Consider the following 20,514-nt stretch of genomic DNA (forward strand, 5'->3'; position numbering starts at 1 on the left):
TATGGTCGACCCCAAGGGATTCCTCAAGGTACGCACCCGGCACGAGCTCGCCGAACGCCCAGTGGCTGAACGCCTGAAGGACTGGCGGGACGTGCACCAGACCACTGGTCCAGGTCCCTGGACCGCCGAGCAGGCCGCCCGCTGCATGGACTGCGGCACCCCCTTCTGCATGACCGGCTGTCCCCTGGGCAACCTGATCCCCGAGTTCAACGACCTGCTGTCCCGAGGACGCTGGGAGGAAGCCTACGAGCGGCTCAGCCTGACCAACAACTTCCCGGAGTTCACGGGACGGATCTGCCCGGCTCCCTGCGAATCCTCCTGCGTGCTCTCCATCCACCAGCCGGCCACCACCATCAAACTGGACGAGCAGACCATCATCGACCAGGCCTGGTCCCTGGGCCTGGTCAAGCCCCGACCGCCTCAGAGGCTGACCGATATGACTGTGGCTGTGGTCGGGTCGGGCCCCGCAGGGCTGGCCTGTGCCCAGCAGCTGACCCGGGCCGGGCACACGGTCGTGGTCTACGAGCGCGCCGATGCCATTGGCGGGCTGCTGCGCTACGGCATTCCTGCCTTTAAGCTGGAGAAGTCCCTGCTGGACCGTCGGCTGGAGCAGATGGAGGCCGAGGGGACTCGATTCCGCACTAGCATCGAAATCGGCCAAGACCTGGGCTGGGATCAGCTGCGGGCCCGCTATGACGCCTTGGTGGTGGCCATTGGTTCCACCGAACCCCGGCGGGTGGATCTGCCCGGACGGGAGCTCAAGGGCATCCACTACGCCATGGACTTCCTGCCCAACCCCACCCGCAAACTCATGGGCCGCGAGCCCATCAACGACATCGATGCAGCCGGCAAGGACGTCATCATCATCGGTGGCGGCGACACCGGGTCGGACTGCCTGGGCACGGCCCTGCGTCAAGGCGCCAAGTCGGTCACCGTCCTGCAGATCCGACCCCGGGAGCCACCTTCCAGACCCGACAACCGGCCTTGGCCGACCTACGCCCGGCTCTACAACCCCACCTCCTCCATGGAGGAAGGCGGCCGCTATGAGTACTCAGTGGACAGCCTGGAATACCTGGGCGACAGTTCCGATGACCGGATCAATCTGGACCAGACCAGTGTCCCCACCGGCTTCGACCGGAACCGTGAGGGACGGGTGCGTGGCGTTCGCGTGGTCGACGTCAGTCGTGACGATCAGGACCGAATCATCCCTCATCCCGATACCGAACGCGTCCTGCCTGCCGACTTGGTTCTGATCAGCGTTGGCTTTGCCCATCCGGAGACGGCCGCCCTGACCGGACAGACCGGCGTAGGCCTGGACGCTCACGGCAACGTGGCCCGTGATGCCGACTACGCCACTGACCGTGACGGCATTTTTGTCTGCGGTGATGCCGGGCGTGGCCAGTCCCTGGTGGTTTGGGCCTTGGCGGAGGGCCGTTCCTGTGCGGCTGCCGTGGACCGATATCTGACCGGTGCCACCGAACTGCCTGCCCCCATACGAGCCGATGAGCGCGCCATGACCCTACCTGCGGCCGACCGGCGCCCACGCTAATATGAAAAGGTATGGTGCCGATCGAAGGGATGGAGGCAGTGGGATATGACCAACCGCGCTGAACGTAGGGCGCAGGCCAAGCGGAGCCGCCGTGGCGGCAGCGACGACAGGAGGATGACGGCCAAGGGCAGGGCCGGAGTGATGGATGAACGGGCCTTGCAGGAGCGCTCCCGTCGGCTTGAGGCGGGCCAGGGCGCCGAGTGGAAGCCTGCCGGGCACACCGACGACCTGTTGCAGAAGGACTCCGTGGACCCCAACGACCGCAACCCTCGTCTGCTGAAGGCTCCCAGCGGCGTGCGTCAGTGGCTGCGAATCCTGGTCTGGGCCCTGATCATCTGTTCAGGCTTGGCCTTCCTGGTCTGCATGTGGCTGCCCCATGTTCCCATCTGGGCCACCATCGCCATAGCGGCGGTCTTCTGCCTGGGCGTGCTGGGGCTCTTCCTGGTGGGAGGCAACCGAGACAATCCCCGCCTGGACTCCTATGGAACGGCCCTGTGACCATGGGCGAAAGCGTGGCTGAAAAACAGGCCGTGCTCATGCACCACGTAGGATTCCGCCGTCAGGGCCGGGTCATACTGGACGATGTCGACCTTGAGGTGGGACAAGGGCAGAAGTGGGTGCTCTTCGGGCCCAATGGCGTGGGCAAATCAACCTTGGTGGCCATGATGAGCACCCGGGGTTTCCCCAGCAGCGGCAGTGTGGACATCCTGGGCAACCGGTTGGGCAAGGTGAACATCTTCTCCTACCGGCATCGGATAGGGCTGGCCTCGGCCGGCCTGGCCAAGACCATCAGCCCCCAGGAGGATCCCTACGACGTGGTGCTGACTGCCTTCAGCGACACCACGGGACGTTGGAAGGAGACCTTTACGCCCGATCAGGAGGAGGCCACCCTGGCCCTCATGGACCGGTTCGGCATCGCCTACCTCAAGGGCAAGCGCATGTACCGGCTCTCTGAGGGGGAGCGCGGCCGGGTGCTGATTTGCCGGGCGCTGATGGCCAATCCTGATTTGCTTATCTTGGACGAGCCGACCACCGGGCTGGACCTAGGCGGCCGGGAGCTGGTGCTCAGGGCCTTGAGCGACATCGGCCGCGAGGACAAGGACCGCACGGTCATCCTGGTCACCCACCGGCTTGAGGAGATTCCTCCGGGTTTCGATCGGATAGCCATGATGGGTCGGCGCCCTGCCGACACCGAAGACACCGGCGATCCGGATCCGGGCACCATCGTCTATCAGGGACCCTTGGAGGGTGGACTGACCGGTCCGCGCCTGAGCGAGCTCTTCGGTCTGGATCTGACCGTGGTTCACCGCGGCGGACGCTGGGGTGCCTTCGCCGTCTGAACGTTACTGCCTGCGGACCCGTTCTGACACGCCCCTATCAGCTCAAGGAATAGCAAATTCGTTCCCCAGGGCATGGGTATAGACTGTGGTGGTTTGTCTGCCGGGGACCGCGGCAGACCTGTAAGCGTGAAGGATGTTGACGTGATCAAGATATGGACTCGCTACCTGCGGCCTTACTGGCTCCAGGTGGCCGTTCTGGTGCTCTTTCAGGTGGCGCAGACGGCCTTGAACCTCTACCTGCCCAACCTGCAGGCAGACATCATCGACAAGGGCGTGGCCGTAGGCGACCAGAATGCCATCTACCGGATCGGCTGGCAGATGATGGGCATCACCGCCATCCAGATCGTGGCCAACGTGGTCGCCGTCTACTGCGCCACCCGGCTGGCCATGAGGATGGGCTACGAGCTGCGCAGGGACCTGTTCGCCTCGGTGGAGGGCTTCAGCCTCAACGAGATCGAGCGCTTTTCGGCAGGTTCCCTGATCACCCGCACCACCAACGACGTCCAGCAGATGCAGATGACCACCATGCAGACTCTGATGATCATTCTGCAGGCCCCGGTCATGCTGATCGGCGGCCTGATTCTGGCCCTGCGCCAGGACGGCCCCCTGACCTGGTCCCTGGCGGTCATCGTCCCCCTGGTCCTCCTGGTGGCCCTGGTGCTCATGGGCAGGATGGGACCCCTGTTCACCCGCCTGCAGAACATGCTGGACTCGGTCAACCGCCTGGTCCGCGAGCAGATCTCCGGCGTGCGCGTCATCCGCGCCTTCGTCCGCGAGAAGACCGAGGCCGCCCGCTTCGACAGGGCCAACCGCGACGTCTACGGCGTCCTGATCTCCACCGGCCGGCTGATGAGCATGATGGTGCCGCTCATGTGGTTCCTGCTGAACATGTCCAACGTGGCCATCATGTGGTTCGGCGGCCGCCGCATCGACTCCGGAGCCATGCAGATCGGCGCCCTGCAGGCATTCATCCAGTACCTGATGATCATCCTGTCTGGCCTGATGATGGCCGCCATGATGTCGGTCATGCTGCCCAGGGCTGCTGTGGCCGCCCGAAGGATCAATGAGGTCCTGGAGGCCACCAGCGAGATCACCGCTCCCGAGCACCCCTACCGCAATGAGCACCCCCAGGGACTGTTGGAGTTCAAGCACGTGGACTTCAGCTACCCGGGCGCCCAGGACCCGGTCCTTTCGGACATTTCCTTCACCGCCCGGCCGGGCACCACGACGGCCCTCATCGGGGCCACCGGATCCGGTAAGTCCACCATCATCCGACTGGCCAACCGCATGTTCGACGTCACCGACGGCCAGGTCCTGGTGGATGGCCATGACGTGCGCGAGTACGATCCCGACCGGCTGGCCCTGATCTTTGGGCCGGTCCCGCAGAAGGCCACCCTCTTCACCGGCACCATCCGTGACAACATGCACTACGGGGACCCTGATGCCGACGACGACCGCATCTGGCAGGCCCTGCGCATCGCCCAGGCCGAGGACTTCGTTCGTGAGATCCCTGAGGGCCTGGACGCTCGTGTGGCTGAGGGCGGCACCAACTTCTCTGGCGGGCAGAAGCAGCGGCTCTGCATGGCCAGGGCCATCCTGCGCAACCCCCTCATCTACACCTTCGACGACTCCTTCTCCGCACTGGACATGACCACCGACCGCGCCCTGCATGAGGCCTTGGTGCCGGTCACCCGCGAGGCCACCCAGATCGTCGTGGCCCAGAGGGCGGCATCCATCCGCCAGGCTGACCAGATTCTGGTCCTGGCCCGAGGCCGCATCGTGGGCCGGGGCACCCACGACCAGCTCATGGAGGACTGCCCAACCTATCAGGAGATCGTCCAGTCCCAGGGCGGGCAGGGTCCCGACGTGGAAGAGCTCAGCATTGACGAGGGGAGGGCCGAGTAGATGGCTAAGAACTTGAGCGTAAATACAGGCTCGCAAGCTGTGGGTGCACACCGTCACACCGTGGGCCGACTGGTCCGTTACCTGCTGGTCAGCCCCTGGAGGGTCATTGTCATGGTCCTCGCCGGCATGACCGCCGTGGCCATGATAGTCATCGGACCCAAGGTCATGGGCGAGGCCACCAACGTCCTCTTCGAGGGACTGCTGGGTTCCATGCTGGTCAAGATGGGCGCCAAGCCCGGCACCCCCAAGCAGGCTGTGGTCGCCTACCTGCAGTCCCGCGGCCAGGACAAGTTCGCCCGGATGATCGACTCCATGAACGTCCAGGTGGGCGTGGGCATCGATTGGGGGCGCTTTGGCACCATCCTCATGTTTGTCATCGGCATCTACCTGATTTCCATCTTGGTCAGGCTGGTGCAGAACTTTTTGATGACCCGGCTGGTCTCCGACGCGGTCTACACCATGCGCAGGCAGATCGAGGACAAGCTGGACCGGCTGCCCCTGCAGTACTTCGACCGGACCCCGCGCGGCGAGGTCATGAGCCGGACCACCAACGACATCGACAACATCTCGGGCACCCTGCAGCAGATTCTGGGCGAGCTGCTCTTTTCGGTCTTTTCCATCATCGGCGCCTTCATCATGATGCTGACCATCTCGCCCCTGCTGACCCTGATCGCCTTCATCATCATCCCGGTCATGGCCCTGTGCGCGGGCATCATCCTCAAGAAAACCCAGCCGCAGTTCACCAGGCAGTGGATTCGCACCGGCCAGGTAAACAGCCACGTGGAGGAGATGTTCTCCGGCCACATGGTGGTCCGGGCCTTCGGCCACCAACGCAAGGCGGAGGAGGAGTTCGAGGAGCGCAACCAGGAGCTCTACCAGGCCAGCTTCAAGGCGTCCTTCTTCTCGGCTCTGGTCACGCCTATGTCGACCTTCTTCGGCAACTTGAGCTTCGTGATCGTAGTCATCGTCGGCGGCGTGCACGTGCTCAACGGAAGCATGAGCCTGGGCGGCCTGCAGGCCTTCACCCAGTACACCCGTCAGGCCTCCCAGCCCATCGGCCAGCTGGCCTCCATGGGCACCATGCTCCAATCTTCCCTGGCCTCCTGCCGCAGGGTCTTCGACTTCCTGGACGAGGCCGAGGAGATGCCGGACATCGAGCATCCCGACCATCTGGGCCAGGAGACCGGAGGCAAGGTCGAGGGCCATGTCCGCTTCGACCACGTCCGCTTCTCTTACGATCCGGCTGAGCCGCTGATCAAGGACCTGTCCATCGAAGCCAAGCCTGGGCAGACCATCGCCATCGTCGGGCCGACTGGGGCGGGCAAGACCACCCTGGTCAACCTGCTCATGCGCTTCTACGAGATTCAGGGCGGGCGCATCACCATCGACGGCGTGGACACCTCCAGAGTGACGCGCCAAGACCTGCGCAGCCACTTCGGCATGGTCCTGCAGGACACCTGGCTCTTCGACGGCACTGTTCGCGACAACCTGCTCTACGGATTGGGCGAGGGGCAGACCATCCCTGAGCAGACCATGATCGAGGGCGCCAAGGCCACCCACGTGGACGAGTTCATCCGCAAGCTGCCCCAAGGTTATGACACCGTTCTCAACGAGGACAGCAGCGAGCTCAGCCAGGGCGAACGCCAGCTGATGACCATCTGCCGGGCCTTTCTGTCCGATCCGGACATCCTGATCCTGGACGAGGCCACATCCTCAGTGGACACCAGAACTGAGCTGCTGGTCCAGCAGGCCATGAACACCCTGCGCAAGGGCAGGACCTCCTTCGTCATCGCGCATAGGCTGTCCACCATCCGCGACGCCGACCTGATCCTGGTGGTCAACCACGGCTCGGTGGTCGAGCAGGGCACCCACGACCAGCTTCTGGAGCGTGGCGGCGCCTATGCCTCCCTCTACAACTCCCAGTTCACCAAGGGCGAGGAGGACTGAGGGGGCATGAGCCTTAGAAACGGTCCGCTGAGTGTAGGGGAGCGTGTCCAGCTGACCGACCGGCGCGGCCGCAAGCTGACGGTGATGCTGGAACCTGGCGGCCTGACCCAGACCGACCATGGTCTTCTGCCGCACGAGGCCATGATTGGCCTGCCCGAGGGATCCGTGGTCGTCACAATTTCGGCTGACGAGTGGCGGCAGATGCGTCACAAGCCGAATGACGACACAGATACAGAGGCGTCTGACAGGGCCAAGCCATGGAAGTCTTCGCGAAGCATCGGAGGCTGGGCCTTCACCGTCATGCGCCCCCGGCTGGAGGACTATATCCTCTCAATGCCTCGCGGCGCCCAGATCATGTACCCCAAGGATGTGGCCAGGGTCATCCTCCTGGGCGACATCCTTCCGGGCATGAGGGTCTTGGAGTCGGGGGCCGGCTCAGGGGCCATGAGCCTGGGCTTGTTGGATGCCATTGGCGCGGAGGGGAAGCTGACCAGCATCGAGCGGCGGGAGGAGTTCGCCCGGGTAGCCGTGGGCAATGCCACTGTCTTCTTTGGGCGGCGCCCTGCCCAGTGGGACCTGCGCACTGGCGACTTCGACACAGTTGCGGCCGACCTGCCCGAGGACGAATTCGACCGTATTGTTCTGGACATGCTGGACCCCTGGAACCGCCTGGATCAGGCCTACCGTGTCATGGCTCCCGGCGGCGTGCTGACCGCCTACGTGACCACCACCACCCAGCTCAGCCGACTGGCCGAGGCCCTGCGCGCCGATGGCCGATGGACCGAGCCCGAGATCATGGAGAGCCTGGAGCGTTCCTGGAAGGCCGACGGTCTGGCGGTCCGACCCGAGCACGAGATGATCGGGCACACCGGCTTCTTGTTGACCAGCAGGGCCATGGCTCCCGGTCAGCAGGCTCTGCGCAAGCATATCCGGGCTACCAAGGACTACCAGACTGACGTGGATCAGGGCCGGCCGCCCACCGAGAGCAGTGGCTTCGGTCAGGGGCGCGAGTTGGCGGATCTGGAGCTGCGCCGTGTCTCCGATCGCAAACTGCGCAAGGTGCTGCGTGACCTGGACCATCAGGTGCGCACTCTGCAAGGCAGGGAGGATCAGGAAGACTGATCGCGCAGGGTCGGCGTATCCTCTGGGCTTTGTCATAATGGTAAGGGCGACTGATGAGATCGTCGGGAAAGGAAGCATGAATGGGTTTACGAAAGGGTATGAAGGCTGAGGATCTGCGGCGGTGCAGCCGAACCCTTATGCTCATGCGTCATGCCAAGACCGAACGCCAGGGGTCACAGGGCGACCGCAGCCGCAAGCTGACCGACCGTGGCCAGAAACAGGCCCGGATCATGGGCCGTGGATTGACTGCTTTGGGTCTGGTGCCAGACCGCATCATCTGTTCGGGTGCGCCCCGGGCCCGTCAGACCCTGGATGGCATGCTGAAACCTCTGGGCGACCGGCCCCGTGTCGATTACCGGGAATCTCTCTATGAATCCGGCATGCAGGCGGTCTTCGACCAGTTGGCGCAGGCCGAGGACCGTGACCACCGGGTCCTGATCCTAGGTCATGAGCCCACCATGTCTATCTGCTCACAGTGGCTGGCCGAGGACAACTCCGATCCTGACCTTTTGGACCTGCTCAATCTTGGGCTGCCACCGGCTACTATGGTCCTGCTGGGCTCCGAGCGGCCCTTGAACGACTGGGGAACCCACCAGGCCCGTTTGCTTGGCATTCTGGGCCCCCAAGACCTGGAGGGCTGACCGGCAGAACAAGCTAGAGGCAACCTTCTGCGGGCAGGCTTAGCGAGCATCAGTCCCGTGCCTGCCGTCTTCTCGTTATCGATTCAGGTTATGGCGACACCTTATTTGCACCAATTACCGGCCTCCCCCCGCCGCTGATAGGCTGACCAAAGACATCAGGACGAAACTGGGAGGTTTCATGGCAGCGATTACATCCGTGTCCGGATTCCCGCGCATCGGCGCGCACCGCGAACTCAAGCGGGCCATCGAAGGCTATTGGAAGGGCGAACGGGATCTGGACGAGGTCCGGCGCACGGCCGCCGATCTGCGGGCCAGGCACTGGCAGTTTCAGCAGGAGGCTGGCGTCGACCTGATTCCCGTCAATGATTTCAGCTACTACGACCAAGTCTTGGATACCTCCATCCTCCTCGGCGTCGTACCCGAGCGCTATCGGAAGCTGGGCTTGTGCCCCGAGGACACCCTTTTCGCCATGGGCCGCGGCTACCAGGGGGAGCAGGGTGATGTGACCGCCTTGCCCATGAAGAAGTGGTTCACCACCAATTACCACTACCTAGTGCCTGAGATCGATCAGGACACTGAAATCGCACTCGAAGGCGACAAGCCTTTCAAGGAGTTCCAGGAGGCGCGCGAGCAGGGCATCGCCGCCAAGCCGGTGCTGATCGGCCCCTACACCTTCCTGAAACTGGCACGTGGTCCCCAGGGCGAAGTGCTGGATCCCGACCCGGCATTGGTCCAGGACCTGGCCAAGGCCTATGCGGACATTCTGGAGCGGTTCATCGGCCTTGGCGCCGACTGGGTGCAGCTGGACGAGCCCTATCTGGTCCTGGACAAGGAACCAGGCGACCAGGACCTCTTCGAGACCCTCTATGAACCCATCCTCAGAGCCCGCCAGAGCGACCAGGGCAAGGTCCGCATCCTGCTCAACACATACTTCGGCCATGTGGGCGACTGCTATGGCCTGCTGGTTGCCATGGGCTTCGACGGCATCGGCCTGGATCTGGTCGAGGGCAGGGACGAGAATCTGGCGGCCCTCAAGGAACACGGCGTGCCGGAGGCAACCACTATCTTCGCCGGCCTGGTCAACGGCCGCAACATCTGGCGCAACGACTACGCAGTCAGCCTGGGCCTGCTGGATGCCCTGCACCAGGTGACCTCGAAGGTGGTGGTGTCCACAGCGTGTTCCCTCCTGCACGTGCCCTACACCGTGGCCGACGAGAACGGGCTGGATGCCGTCACCGTGCGGCCCCACTTCGCCTTCGCTCTGGAGAAGCTGGGCGAGCTGCACGACCTTGCCCAGCTGGCCGATGCCAATGAGGACCAGCGCCGCTCCAGCAAGGCCCTTGCTGACAATCAGAAGCTCTTCGACGGCAGCCGCGTCCAGCCTGACCCGCAGGTGCAGCAACGCCTGGCCGGTCTTGAGGACGGGGACTTCGTGCGTACCCCTGCCCGGCCCGAACGCCAGAGGATCCAGGCCCAGGAGCTGGGTCTGCCCCTGCTGCCCACCACCACCATCGGCTCCTTCCCCCAGACCGCTGAAGTTCGCGCCCAACGGGCCCGCCTGCGCAAGAAGGAGATCAGCCGGAAGGACTACGACGACTTCATCGCCCGCAAAATCGACCAGGTCATCGACCACCAGGAACAGATTGGCCTGGATGTTCTGGTCCACGGCGAGTTCGAGCGCAACGACATGGTCGAGTACTTCGGCCAGAACCTCAAGGGCTACCTGTTCACCCGGAATGCTTGGGTCCAGTCCTATGGCACCCGCTGCGTCAAGCCTCCCATCGTCTGGGGAGACATCTCCCGCGCCCGGCCCATCACTGTGCGCTGGTCCTCATATGCCCAGTCCCGGACCAAGCATGTGGTCAAGGGGATGCTGACCGGGCCGGTGACCATTCTCAACTGGTCCTGGCCACGCGAGGACATCGATCACAAGCAGCAGACCCGCCAGCTGGCTCTGGCCATCCGTGACGAGGTTCTGGACCTGGAGGCCGCAGGTATCCGCATCATCCAAATCGATGAGGCCGCCCTGCGCGAGAAGTTGCCGTTGCGACGCTCCGACTGGCACAGCCGATACCTGGACTGGGCCATTCCCGCCTTCCGGCTCGTTCATTCCGGGGTCAAACCAACTACACAAATTCACACCCACATGTGCTACTCGGAGTTCAACGACATCATCAAGGACATTGATGCCATGGACGCCGATGTGATCTCCTTCGAAGCCTCCCGCTCCGACCTGACCGTCCTGGATGCCATCCAGGAGGCCAAGTTTGAGACCGAGGCGGGCCCTGGTGTCTACGACATCCACTCACCGCGCATCCCTTCCACTGAGGAGATTGCGGAACGGATCCATGCCATCCTGAAGAAGCTGGACGCGGCCAAGGTCTGGATCAACCCCGACTGTGGGCTCAAGACCCGTGGCGAGAAGGAGACCTGGCCCAGCTTGGAGCACATGGTGGCCGCCGCCCATCAGGTGCGTGCGGAGCTATCGTCCAGTCAGGTGTCAGATCGTGCATGAGCCTATCTTTTCCCTGGAGGTCTTTCCCCCCAAGCGCGATGCCCCGGTGGGCACCATCTATGACACCCTGGATGGCCTGGAAGGGCTGATGCCCGACTTCATCTCGGTGACTTACGGGACCGGCCGCCGCTCAGACCGCACAGCCACGGCCCGCATATCCAAGACCATCCATACCGAGTACGGCATCCCTGCCGTGGCGCACCTGACTGCCCGGTATGCGGACCGCGAGGTGATCGATCAGGCCCTGGACATGTTCGACGACGCAGGGGTGGCAGCGGTGCTGGCCCTGCGTGGCGACAGCGTGGAGGGCCGCGAGCCCGCAGGGGTCTTCGACCATGCCAGCGATCTGGCCGCCTACATCCGGTTCCGTCGGCCGAACCTGCCGATTTATGGCGCCTGTTATCCGGAGACACACCCGGAGGCCTCCTCGCCCGAAGAGGATATTGAACATCTGCGGATCAAGGTGGATGCCGGTGTCAACCATCTGATCTCGCAGCTCTTCTATGACAACGCCGATTTTCTGGACTTCCTGGACCGGGCTCGGGCAGCGGGCATTCTAGTGCCCATTGAGGCAGGGATCATGCCCATCACCAACGAGGGCCAGGTCCGGCATATGAGCCGGGTCTGCCAGGCCCGGATCCCGGCAGCGGTTGAGTCCATCCTGGAGCGCTGGGGGGACGACCGGGCCAGCCTGCGCGAGGCAGGCATCATCTACGCCTCACAGCAGATCGCAGATCTGGTGGCCCATGGAGTAGACGGTATCCACCTCTACTCCATGAATCACTCAGGGGTCACCAGGCGCATCTGGCACAACGTCCGTCATCTCTTTCGGCAGGCAGGCACCAAGGAGGAGACGGTCAGGAGCCAAAAATAACCGCAAAAGGGAGATTTCCGGCTTTCAGCGACGCTTTCGGCTCTGATCGTCGGTGCGGGGCCTCAGCCATGGCCAAGTCTTGAGCGCAGCCCTGTTCAGTGGTGGTATCATGCCGAGCAACAATCCTAGGACCACCGCGCCGATGGCCACGCAGGAGGTCAGGTCACGTCCCAGCAGAATGAGAATTACTACCATGCCGGTTCCTATCAGGGAGAAAACCGGTGTCCAGCGTTGCTGAGAATCGGTCTGCCGGTCGTTGCTCTTTGGCAAAAGTCCGTCTATCAGTCCCACTGCCAGTCCTATCAGGGCACAGACGATGGTCGGAAGGGTATCGGTCAGCTGCATTCTAGGATTCCTTTGTTCATGATTTCTCGGGCAGGGCCTTTCTGGTACCGCGCAGGGCGTGGGCGCGGGCGTTGGCCCTGGCCATGGCATCCAGCTGGCCCTGGTCCTGTATGACGTCCTCAGGATCAATGCCTGAAATCAGCGCTATTACAGTTTCATAAGATGTCTTGGCCGTAGGAAGGACTCCTACCAGCCGTCCCTGACGCATGACTGCTATGCGGTCAGAAACCGCGAAAACGTCCGGCAGATCGTGGCAGACCATAAGGATGCTGCGGCCCTCTGAACGCATGCGCTTGATGTAGTTGAGCACCTCGGCGGACTGCATGACGGATAAGGAGGCCGTCGGCTCGTCCAGCAGGATCAGCTCGGGATTGTCCAGCAGGGTCCTGGCGATCGATACGGTCTGTTTTTGTCCTAAGGAAAGGGTGGCCATGGGTTGGCCCACGCGGATAGGGGAGGACAGCGACTGGAGGACCTGACGGGTGCGCCGACGCATGGCTTCGTCATCACGACGATGGTGTCGATCGCGCAGTTCCTTGCCTAGGAAGAGGTTGGAGGAGACATCCAGGTTGTCGCAGAAGTCCTGCCCCTGGAAGACGGCTGCAATGCCCAACTGATTGGCGACTCTGATCGAGGGAATGCTGGTCGGTCGGCCCTTCCAGAACAAGGTACCCTGGTCGGGTCGGATCAATCCGGACAAAATCCTGACCAGAGTGGACTTGCCTGCTCCATTGTCGCCCACGACGGCGAGCACTTCGTGTTGACGAATATCCAGGTTTATGTGTTTGAGGGCCTCAACGAATCCGAACCTGATGCAGAGGTCGTCCATCTGCATCAAGACAGCGGTTTCATGCAATCCAGGTCACCTCCTCTACGATGATCGACCTGCGGATTTTGTGGACACATCAATGTGTTCGTTGACGCTATCGACAGCCATCATAGCTGCTCCTAGAGCCGATCCGGTAATCGGATAGCGGGCAGGGAGCACTTCCATGGGAACCATGGCGTCAGGGAAAAGCAAGCGCTGAAGAGTCTCTCGGAGGGGATCCAGAAAGACGTCTTCGGTTGTGCTCAGGATGCCTCCCAGGACCACTACTTCGGGATCCACGGCGTTGCAAAGATCGGCCACTACATTGCCGATGCGGATGGCCGCATCTCCCACGATCCGTCTGCACCCTGGGTCCCCCTTGACGGCATTGGCCACCAGATCCTCCAGAGTCATGTTCCCGTGGGTCACGCTGAGCAAGGAGACCAAGCGGCTCTCGTCCACCACCGTATTCAGGCATCCGCGGTTGCCGCAGATGCAGATATCGCCCAAGGGGTCCACTTGAACATGGCCTATCTCGCCTGCAAGCCCGGTGGTGCCCCGCCACATCTCGCCGTTGATGACGATTCCCGCGCCCACCCCGTCGTTGGCGTGGATGTAGACGAAGTTTCGTCTGCCGACTGCTGCGCCCATTCTCAGCTCGGCCATGGCTGAGAAGTTGGCGTCGTTGTCCACTTGGACCGGCACCTGAAAAGCCTCATGGAAAGTGCCTATCAGATCCTGTTTGTCCCAGCCTCGCAGGATGCCGGGAATGGCCAGCTGGTGAGTTCTGCAGTCCACAGGGGCCCCCATGGCCAGGCCCAGACCGACAAGCTCATCCGATTGGGCACCGATGGAAGTCAGCGTCTCCTTGATCAGGATCATGGCCCGTTCCAGGGTTGTGTCCGGCTTGTGCTGGCGTGGCAGAGCCATATCATGCTCTGCCAGTATGGCATGGCTGGCGTCGACTACTTCCAGTCGCATCTCGTGGCGGCCGATGTAGAGCCCGACCCCGAGGCCCTTGCGGCGGGCCAGCATGACCAGCGTGGCGCGGCGGCCGTTTCTTGTGGTGGAGGATGTCTCCAGAAGTCCCTGATCGCCCATCAGACGTACCAGGTTGGAGACAGTTGCTGTTGAGAGCCCGGTATTTTCAGCCAATTCGATCTGGGTCATGGCGCCGAATCTTCGGATCGTATCCAGCAGTAGTGCACGGTTGGCCTCACGCAATGAGGACTGTGAACCGAACAATCGATGTGCCATAGGTTCCAGTGTAGCCAAGATCGTGGCTTGCCCCCGCCCATAGAACCCCTTGCGCCGAGATGCCAAAAACTCGGGTGAATTATTAAATTCATGTACAAAACAAATAAATAAAAAATAAGCCTTATTGAATTGATAAAGTTAACACAAATGGGTATGCTGACCACTGGGCCTGTAATGAAGGGGCCAAGGCAGACAGAGATGCCTGCCAGAGAATTCAAGGATGAAGGAGTCTTCATGAAGATGATGCAACGAGCTATGGCGGCGGTTATCGGCGTCGCCATGCTGACCGGACTGGGCGCTTGCGGAAGTTCACGAGCCTCCAGTTCCTCCCAGGAGGGAGGGGCGATCAGCAAAGGCGCCACCATCGGCGTGTCCATGCCCACCAAGTCCGAGGAGCGTTGGAACAAGGATGGCAACAACCTCAAGAACAAACTGGAGAAGGCAGGCTACAAGGTGGTGCTCTCCTTCGCGGATGACAAGCCCGCCCAGCAGAATGCCGACATCGAGAACATGGTCAACAAGGGCGCCAAGATCGTGGTGGTGGCCTCCAAGGACGGCACCGCTGTGGGGCCGGCTGTCGAGAAGGCCAAGGATGCCGGGGCCAAGGTCATCGCTTATGACCGGCTGATCATGAACACCAAGGCCGTCGACTACTATGCGACATTCCAGCTTGAGCGCACCGGCGTGCTGGAGGCCAACTGGCTGATCGACCAGCTGGGTCTCAAAAACGGAGCCAAGGGTCCATTCAATATTGAGCTCTTTACCGGTTCTCCCGACGACAACAACGCCAAGTACTTCTTCAAAGGCGCCTGGGAGCTGCTGCAGCCCTACTTCAAGTCGGGCGTTCTGGTCAGCCCCTCCCAGCATGGCGGCGGTGTGACCAAGGACTTCAAACTCTCCGACTGGCAGAAGATCTCCGTCCAGTCCTGGAAGACCGAGCAGGCCCAGAAGGACATGGAGTCCATTCTTGATTCGACCTACGCCCACGGCGAGCGGCTGGATGCCGTGCTGAGCCCCTATGACGGCATCAGCCAGGGGGTCATCAACGCCATCCAGTCCAAGAGGCCCGACATCCAGCCCAATACCGACAACTGGCCCAAGATCACCGGGCAGGACGCCATGGAGATCTCCGTGGCCAATATCTCCAAGGGACTGCAGGGCCAGACAGTCTTCAAGGACGTCAACAAGCTGGCCCAGGCCGTTTACGACATGATCATCGAAATCGCCCAGGGCAAGAAGGTTACCGGCATCAACGGCACCTTTGACAACAACAGCATCAAGGTGCCCTCGAAGCTGCTGGATCCCCAGGCCATCACCAAGGACAACCTGACCGAACTGGTCAAGGCGAACTACCTGACCCAGGAACGATTCGATCAGCTGACCAAGTGAGGTTGGCATCACAGTCGCGCCGGACGGTCCCGCTTCCGGTCAAGGGGAGGGACGTTCGGCGTAGAGGAGGTGAAAGCATGCCCGATGAGGACATCTTGTTGCGAATGCAGGGAATAACCAAGACCTTCGGTCCGGTAAAGGCCCTGTCCAACGTCGACATGGACGTGCGCAAGGGCGAAATCCATGGCATCTGCGGGGAAAACGGGGCCGGCAAGTCCACCCTGATGAACGTGCTGTCCGGGGTCTACCCGCACGGCAGCTATACCGGCGAAATTCTGTTCGACGGCAAGCCCTGCCGCTATCGGACCATCAATGATTCGGAGGACGACGGCATCGTCATCATCCATCAGGAGCTGGCGCTGAGCCCTTTCCTGTCCATTGCCGAGAACATCTTCTTGGGCAATGAGCAGGCCCACAATGGCGTAATGGACTGGGATACCACCAGGGCCAAGGCCTCGCGTCTGTTGGAGCGTGTGGGGCTGAACGAGAGCCCCGACACCAGGGTCATGGATCTTGGAGTGGGCAAGCAGCAGCTGGTGGAAATCGCCAAGGCGCTGTCCAAGCATGTCAGGTTGCTTATTCTTGATGAGCCCACAGCCGCCTTGAATGACGATGATTCCGAGCATCTGCTGGACCTGGTCAGGCAGCTGCGTGACCAGCAGGGAGTGACCAGCATCCTCATCACCCACAAGCTGGGGGAGGTAGGACAGATTGCGGATGGCGTGACCATTCTGCGCGATGGTTCCACGGTGGGCGGTATGCGAATCGACACGGACCACCCCCTGGATCAGGATCTGCTCATCCAGAAGATGGTCGGCCGCGAGCTGACCAACCTCTATCCCGAGCACGTGCCACACATCGGCAAGGAGGTGCTCAAGGTCAGTGATTGGACTGTCCACCACCCGCAGGATCCCTCACGAACCGTGGTCGATCATGCCAATTTGGTGGTTCGCCAGGGCGAGATCGTCGGACTGGCGGGACTTATGGGTGCAGGTCGCACCGAGATGGCCATGAGCATCTTCGGGCGGTCCTATGGCAGCCGCATCAGCGGCAGAATCGAGATGCATGGCCGTCAGGTCGAGCTGCCGAACGTCCAGTCGGCCATCGATTCAGGCCTGGCCTACGCCACTGAGGACCGCAAGGTCTTCGGACTCAACCTGTTGCAGAACATCAGGGAAAACGCCTCCATGGCCTCGCTGAAGAGAATGAGCCGCCATGGAGTCATGAATGAGAACCTGGAGAGGGCACGGGTGGAGGAGTACCGCAAGGACTTCAACATCAAGTGCACCGACATCGACGTGCCCGTCTCCACCCTTTCCGGAGGCAACCAGCAAAAGGTCGTGCTGGCCAAGTGGGTGATCTCGGATCCTGATGTGCTCATCCTGGACGAGCCCACTCGAGGCATTGATGTGGGAGCCAAGTATGAGATCTACGAGATCATCGACCGGCTGGTCGACCAGGGCAAGGCTGTGGTGGTCATCTCCTCGGAATTGCCTGAGCTGATCGGCATCTGTGACCGGATCTATACGGTCAGCCAGGGGGTCATCACCAACGACGTGGAGCGCCGGGATTTCTCGCAGAAATATCTGATGAAGGGCATGACCCAGGAAAAGAAGGGAGTGGCAGCCAGATGAGCTCGCCCAACAGCAACAAGAGCACCGCCCAGGCGGTGGAACAAGAACAGGCAGGACCTGGTATTCTGGCCTCTCTGGCCAGCAACGCCCGCCAGTATGGCATCGTCGGCGCCCTGGTGGTCATCGTGGTCGTCTTCGAAATACTGACCAAGGGGGTGTTGCTCAAACCCAACAGTTTTGTCTCGCTGATCCAACAGAACGCCTACGTGATCATCCTGGCCATCGGCATGGTCATGGTCATCATCGCCACCCACATTGATCTGTCGGTGGGCTCCCTGGTGGCCTTCATCGGAGGCGTATGCGCCATCCTCATGGAGCATATGGGAGTCAATTGGATCGTGGCCATTGGCCTGTCCCTGATCGTGGGTCTGCTGATCGGCATCTGGCAGGGGTTCTGGGTCGCCGTCATCGGCATTCCAGGATTCATCACCACCCTGGCTGGCATGCTGATCTTCCGTGGCCTGGCCACTGTCATCGTCGGCGAGTCTGTGCCTATCACCTCCGCGCAGTTCAGGGGGATCGCCCGTGACTACCTGCCAAACATCCTGGGGTGGTGGGGCCCCTTCGACGGCCTGACCGTGGTGCTGGGCCTGATCTGCATCCTTGCCTACGCCTGGTCCCAGATTGCCCGCCGCCGCAAGACCCTGGCTGTAGGTCTGGTTCCCGAACCTAAGGCCTTGATGACCGGCAAGATCATCGTGGCTGCAGCCGTCATCCTTTTCGTGACCTACCTGCTGGCTTCCTCCGGCAATGAGGACCAGGGCGGGACGCCCATAATGCTGGTCATTGTGGCCGTATTGGTCCTGATCTACAACTTCATCCTCACCAGGACCGTCTTCGGCCGGCATGTCTACGCAGTGGGCGGCAACCGCAAGGCTGCCGTGCTCTCGGGCATCAACGCCAAACGGGTGGACTTCACGCTCTTCGTCCACATGGGCTTCCTGTCGGCTGTGGCAGCCATCTGCATGCTTTCACGACTGGCCTCGGCCACCGCCCAGGCTGGCATGGAGTTCGAAATGGACGCCATCGCATCCTGCTTTATAGGCGGTACGGCTGTCACCGGCGGCATCGGAACCATTCCTGGGGCAGTCGTCGGAGCCTTCGTCATGGGCGTGATCAACCAAGGACTGTCCATCATGGGCGTGGACACGGCCATCGTCAAGACCATCAAGGGGCTGGTCCTCCTGCTGGCCGTGGCTATTGATGTCATGTCCAAGCGCCGCAAGAGCTAACCGCCGGTCGGGAGACCTCAACCAGATGCAAGTCCCCGGGTCGGGCCAACGGTCATCGGCCCGGGGCACACGGCAGGTCACTATCAGCGCAACCACCAAGGAGTGTCATATGAAAATCGATGAAAAGGGTCGTTCAAGACTGTACGGTCTGACTGCGGCGGCGTGTGCCCTCTGGCTGATTCAGTCCCTGAGCGAGGCTTCGAGGGATGGTAGCCTGCTGAGCTGGCCCACCATCGTTTTTTCGCTCTGCCTAACGGTTGTAACCCTGTATTGCGCGGTTTGCGCCTGGAAGGAGGGCCGGAAGGCGGGGAAGGAAAACGGGGGCCGGGACAATCGGGATTCGCGGTCGCGGAACTGAGGCGTCTTGAGCGAACAGCTTCCGACCTGACGATGAGTACCATGCACAAACGGAAATAACGGGTTCGGAATTCTTCATTCCGACCTTGTCCAAGTCGAGTGCAGGAATGAGGAAGTCCGAAATCGTCCGAGCGGCTGCCCGTCTGCATCTTCATGGAGCTGGGGGATTACGGTCCTCGTCCAAGAGCAATCGGATGATACCCCTACACATTAACCACGATGATGCCACAGCGGGCACCCTGCCGAGGTTCGGCAGTATGGATGGTTCCCGGTATGTCCTGCGGCGAAATGGTCTGGTGGAGGCCGGAGTGCCCGTTGAATCGTTCGCGAGAATCTCGGGGTACGCGCATAGCCGTCTTCCCGTTTCGTCGACTAGGGGTGAGGGCGGTACGGATGCCACGCCGGCATGAACCCCGGAGGATCCGGGGTCATGGTCGTTGATCCATTGGAACGATCGGCGGGTTCGAAATGTCGAGAATTGGCGTAGGTTCGTGCTGTGCCTCGGTGAAGACTGTTTGCGGCGCGTCTCGTATCCTACTGATCGCATATCGATAAACGATATGTTATACTGTCGCTGACGTTACGTTGCTTCTATATTCGATGACGAGGATGCCAACATGTATAAACCGCAGCCGATGGATCGTTTCCTGCACAATCTGACACGTGGTCTGGAGTACCTGCACTGGGCAGGGGCATTGGTGGTCGTTGTGGGAATGACCGTTCTTCCCTGGTCCAATCTCCCCTTCAGGTTGCTGGGGTGTACCGATGCCCTCCTGCCCAACGTCTATAGCGTAGGGCTGAACGTTACACGGTCGAACGGGCCCAGTATCCGGATCCAGGCGGTAATCTCCTATCTTCTTGCCGCCATCATATTGGTCCTGCTGGCATCGTTCTTCCATGACCTTGCCGCCATGTCGACCTATGCGAAATCCGATAGTGAGGAGCGCACACCCGTGACCCCCTTCAACCAGGCCAACCTGCGTCATCTCCATGGCATGGGCCGCTGTCTGATTGCTCTGGCCGTGATTTTTTCAGGCGTGCCTATGGTCATTGGATTTGCTGAAGGAGCCATGGAAGCAACTGCCGAATATACGGCCACAGGGGCCTCCGCCGATCGGTACGGGCCGATGCGGGAATCCGGCCTTGCTGGATACGAAAGCCCGATTCACATTACGATGGAAGACAACTTTACGGTCGTTGCGCTGTTGGTTTTGGCCGCTATCGTCGTCTATGCCCTGGCTCGAATTCTTGCATACGGAATCACGCTGCAGAGGGAGGATGATGGTCTCATCTGAACAGGAGAAGGCCGGACCCTCTCAGCGCACGGAACACATTCCTCAAGGTCGGATCGTCCTGAGGCTGGACAGGATCATAGCGGAGCGGCGGATGACCTTAAAGGAACTGGCCGCCAGGGTGGGCATCACCCCGGTCAACCTGTCCAAGATCAAGAACAACCGTGTCTCGGCCATTCGCTTCACCACCCTGGCTGGTATTTGTCGGGAACTGCACTGCCAGCCGGGGGATATCCTGGAATACCGACCAGCGGAAGATGGAGACGAGAGCATCAGGTAGGACATGCGTCCAGGAGCAGGTCGGACG

At 61.5% G+C, this 20,514-nt stretch carries 18 protein-coding genes; 15 read left to right on the plus strand and 3 right to left on the minus strand.

The genetic code is table 11. From position 1 onward, the window contains the following. Position 1: 1 nt before the first annotated feature. The 9 genes from J3T95_RS01875 (at position 2) to metF (ending at position 11,893) form a co-directional block, all read left to right on the plus strand. Complete coding sequence (locus tag J3T95_RS01875; protein ID WP_267450206.1) at positions 2–1,549, plus strand: glutamate synthase subunit beta; 1,548 nt, start codon at positions 2–4, stop codon at positions 1,547–1,549. Between the two features lie 45 nt (positions 1,550–1,594). Continuing rightward, positions 1,595–2,047 (plus strand): DUF2975 domain-containing protein, encoded by a 453-nt coding sequence (locus J3T95_RS01880; protein WP_220235873.1) that lies wholly within the window; start codon positions 1,595–1,597, stop codon positions 2,045–2,047. A 2-nt stretch (positions 2,048–2,049) separates the two neighbouring features. Then, positions 2,050–2,889: an ABC transporter ATP-binding protein gene (locus J3T95_RS01885; RefSeq protein WP_267450567.1), complete on the plus strand. Its 840-nt coding sequence runs from the start codon at positions 2,050–2,052 to the stop codon at positions 2,887–2,889. Between the two features lie 141 nt (positions 2,890–3,030). Next, the gene (locus J3T95_RS01890) at positions 3,031–4,794 is read left to right on the plus strand and encodes an ABC transporter ATP-binding protein (protein WP_267450207.1); all 1,764 of its coding nucleotides are present in this window, start codon (positions 3,031–3,033) and stop codon (positions 4,792–4,794) included. Next, entirely contained in the window at positions 4,795–6,741 is a 1,947-nt protein-coding gene (locus J3T95_RS01895; protein WP_267450208.1) for an ABC transporter ATP-binding protein, read from the plus strand. Positions 6,742–6,747: 6 nt separating this feature from the next. Next, positions 6,748–7,863 (plus strand): tRNA (adenine-N1)-methyltransferase, encoded by a 1,116-nt coding sequence (locus tag J3T95_RS01900; protein WP_267450209.1) that lies wholly within the window; start codon positions 6,748–6,750, stop codon positions 7,861–7,863. Between the two features lie 80 nt (positions 7,864–7,943). Next, positions 7,944–8,504, plus strand: a complete 561-nt coding sequence (locus J3T95_RS01905; protein ID WP_267450210.1) for a SixA phosphatase family protein — start codon at positions 7,944–7,946, stop codon at positions 8,502–8,504. A gap of 178 nt (positions 8,505–8,682) precedes the next feature. Beyond that, on the plus strand, positions 8,683–11,019 hold the full coding sequence (gene metE / locus J3T95_RS01910; protein WP_267450211.1) for a 5-methyltetrahydropteroyltriglutamate--homocysteine S-methyltransferase: 2,337 nt from the start codon (positions 8,683–8,685) through the stop codon (positions 11,017–11,019). After that, on the plus strand, positions 11,012–11,893 hold the full coding sequence (gene metF / locus J3T95_RS01915; protein ID WP_267450212.1) for a methylenetetrahydrofolate reductase [NAD(P)H]: 882 nt from the start codon (positions 11,012–11,014) through the stop codon (positions 11,891–11,893). Before metE ends, metF begins: the two co-directional genes overlap by 8 nt. Positions 11,894–11,917: 24 nt before the next feature. Here the strand turns inward: metF and J3T95_RS01920 are convergent, their stop codons facing one another. The 3 genes from J3T95_RS01920 to J3T95_RS01930 are packed head-to-tail and all read right to left on the minus strand — an operon-like array spanning position 11,918 to position 14,303. Continuing rightward, entirely contained in the window at positions 11,918–12,238 is a 321-nt protein-coding gene (locus tag J3T95_RS01920) for a hypothetical protein (RefSeq protein WP_267450213.1), read from the minus strand. A 16-nt stretch (positions 12,239–12,254) separates the two neighbouring features. Next, on the minus strand, positions 12,255–13,094 hold the full coding sequence (locus J3T95_RS01925) for an ATP-binding cassette domain-containing protein (RefSeq protein WP_258561443.1): 840 nt from the start codon (positions 13,092–13,094) through the stop codon (positions 12,255–12,257). 15 nt (positions 13,095–13,109) lie between these two features. Continuing rightward, on the minus strand, positions 13,110–14,303 hold the full coding sequence (locus J3T95_RS01930) for an ROK family transcriptional regulator (protein ID WP_267450214.1): 1,194 nt from the start codon (positions 14,301–14,303) through the stop codon (positions 13,110–13,112). Between the two features lie 234 nt (positions 14,304–14,537). Between J3T95_RS01930 and J3T95_RS01935 the strand changes: the two genes are divergently transcribed. The 6 genes from J3T95_RS01935 to J3T95_RS01960 all read left to right on the plus strand — a co-directional run bounded on the left by J3T95_RS01935 (position 14,538) and on the right by J3T95_RS01960 (position 20,487). Further along, positions 14,538–15,692, plus strand: a complete 1,155-nt coding sequence (locus tag J3T95_RS01935; protein WP_220235865.1) for a substrate-binding domain-containing protein — start codon at positions 14,538–14,540, stop codon at positions 15,690–15,692. Positions 15,693–15,769: 77 nt separating this feature from the next. Continuing rightward, positions 15,770–17,326, plus strand: a complete 1,557-nt coding sequence (locus J3T95_RS01940; RefSeq protein ID WP_267450215.1) for a sugar ABC transporter ATP-binding protein — start codon at positions 15,770–15,772, stop codon at positions 17,324–17,326. Next, a complete protein-coding gene (gene mmsB / locus J3T95_RS01945) occupies positions 17,323–18,558 on the plus strand; it encodes a multiple monosaccharide ABC transporter permease (RefSeq protein ID WP_267450216.1) in 1,236 nt (411 codons plus the stop codon). The genes J3T95_RS01940 and mmsB overlap by 4 nt, the downstream gene beginning before the upstream one ends. A gap of 109 nt (positions 18,559–18,667) precedes the next feature. Beyond that, the gene (locus J3T95_RS01950) at positions 18,668–18,916 is read left to right on the plus strand and encodes a carbon starvation protein (RefSeq protein WP_258561442.1); all 249 of its coding nucleotides are present in this window, start codon (positions 18,668–18,670) and stop codon (positions 18,914–18,916) included. Positions 18,917–19,532: 616 nt separating this feature from the next. Further along, entirely contained in the window at positions 19,533–20,210 is a 678-nt protein-coding gene (locus tag J3T95_RS01955; protein ID WP_220235862.1) for a hypothetical protein, read from the plus strand. Continuing rightward, positions 20,197–20,487 carry a helix-turn-helix domain-containing protein gene (locus J3T95_RS01960; protein ID WP_366800339.1) on the plus strand — a complete coding sequence of 97 codons (291 nt, stop codon included), beginning with the start codon at positions 20,197–20,199 and terminating at the stop codon, positions 20,485–20,487. Before J3T95_RS01955 ends, J3T95_RS01960 begins: the two co-directional genes overlap by 14 nt. Positions 20,488–20,514 lie beyond the last annotated feature (27 nt).

Source organism: Bifidobacterium sp. B4079, assembly GCF_026537385.1.
GTDB classification, from domain to species: Bacteria; Actinomycetota; Actinomycetes; order Actinomycetales; family Bifidobacteriaceae; genus Bombiscardovia; species Bombiscardovia asteroides_I.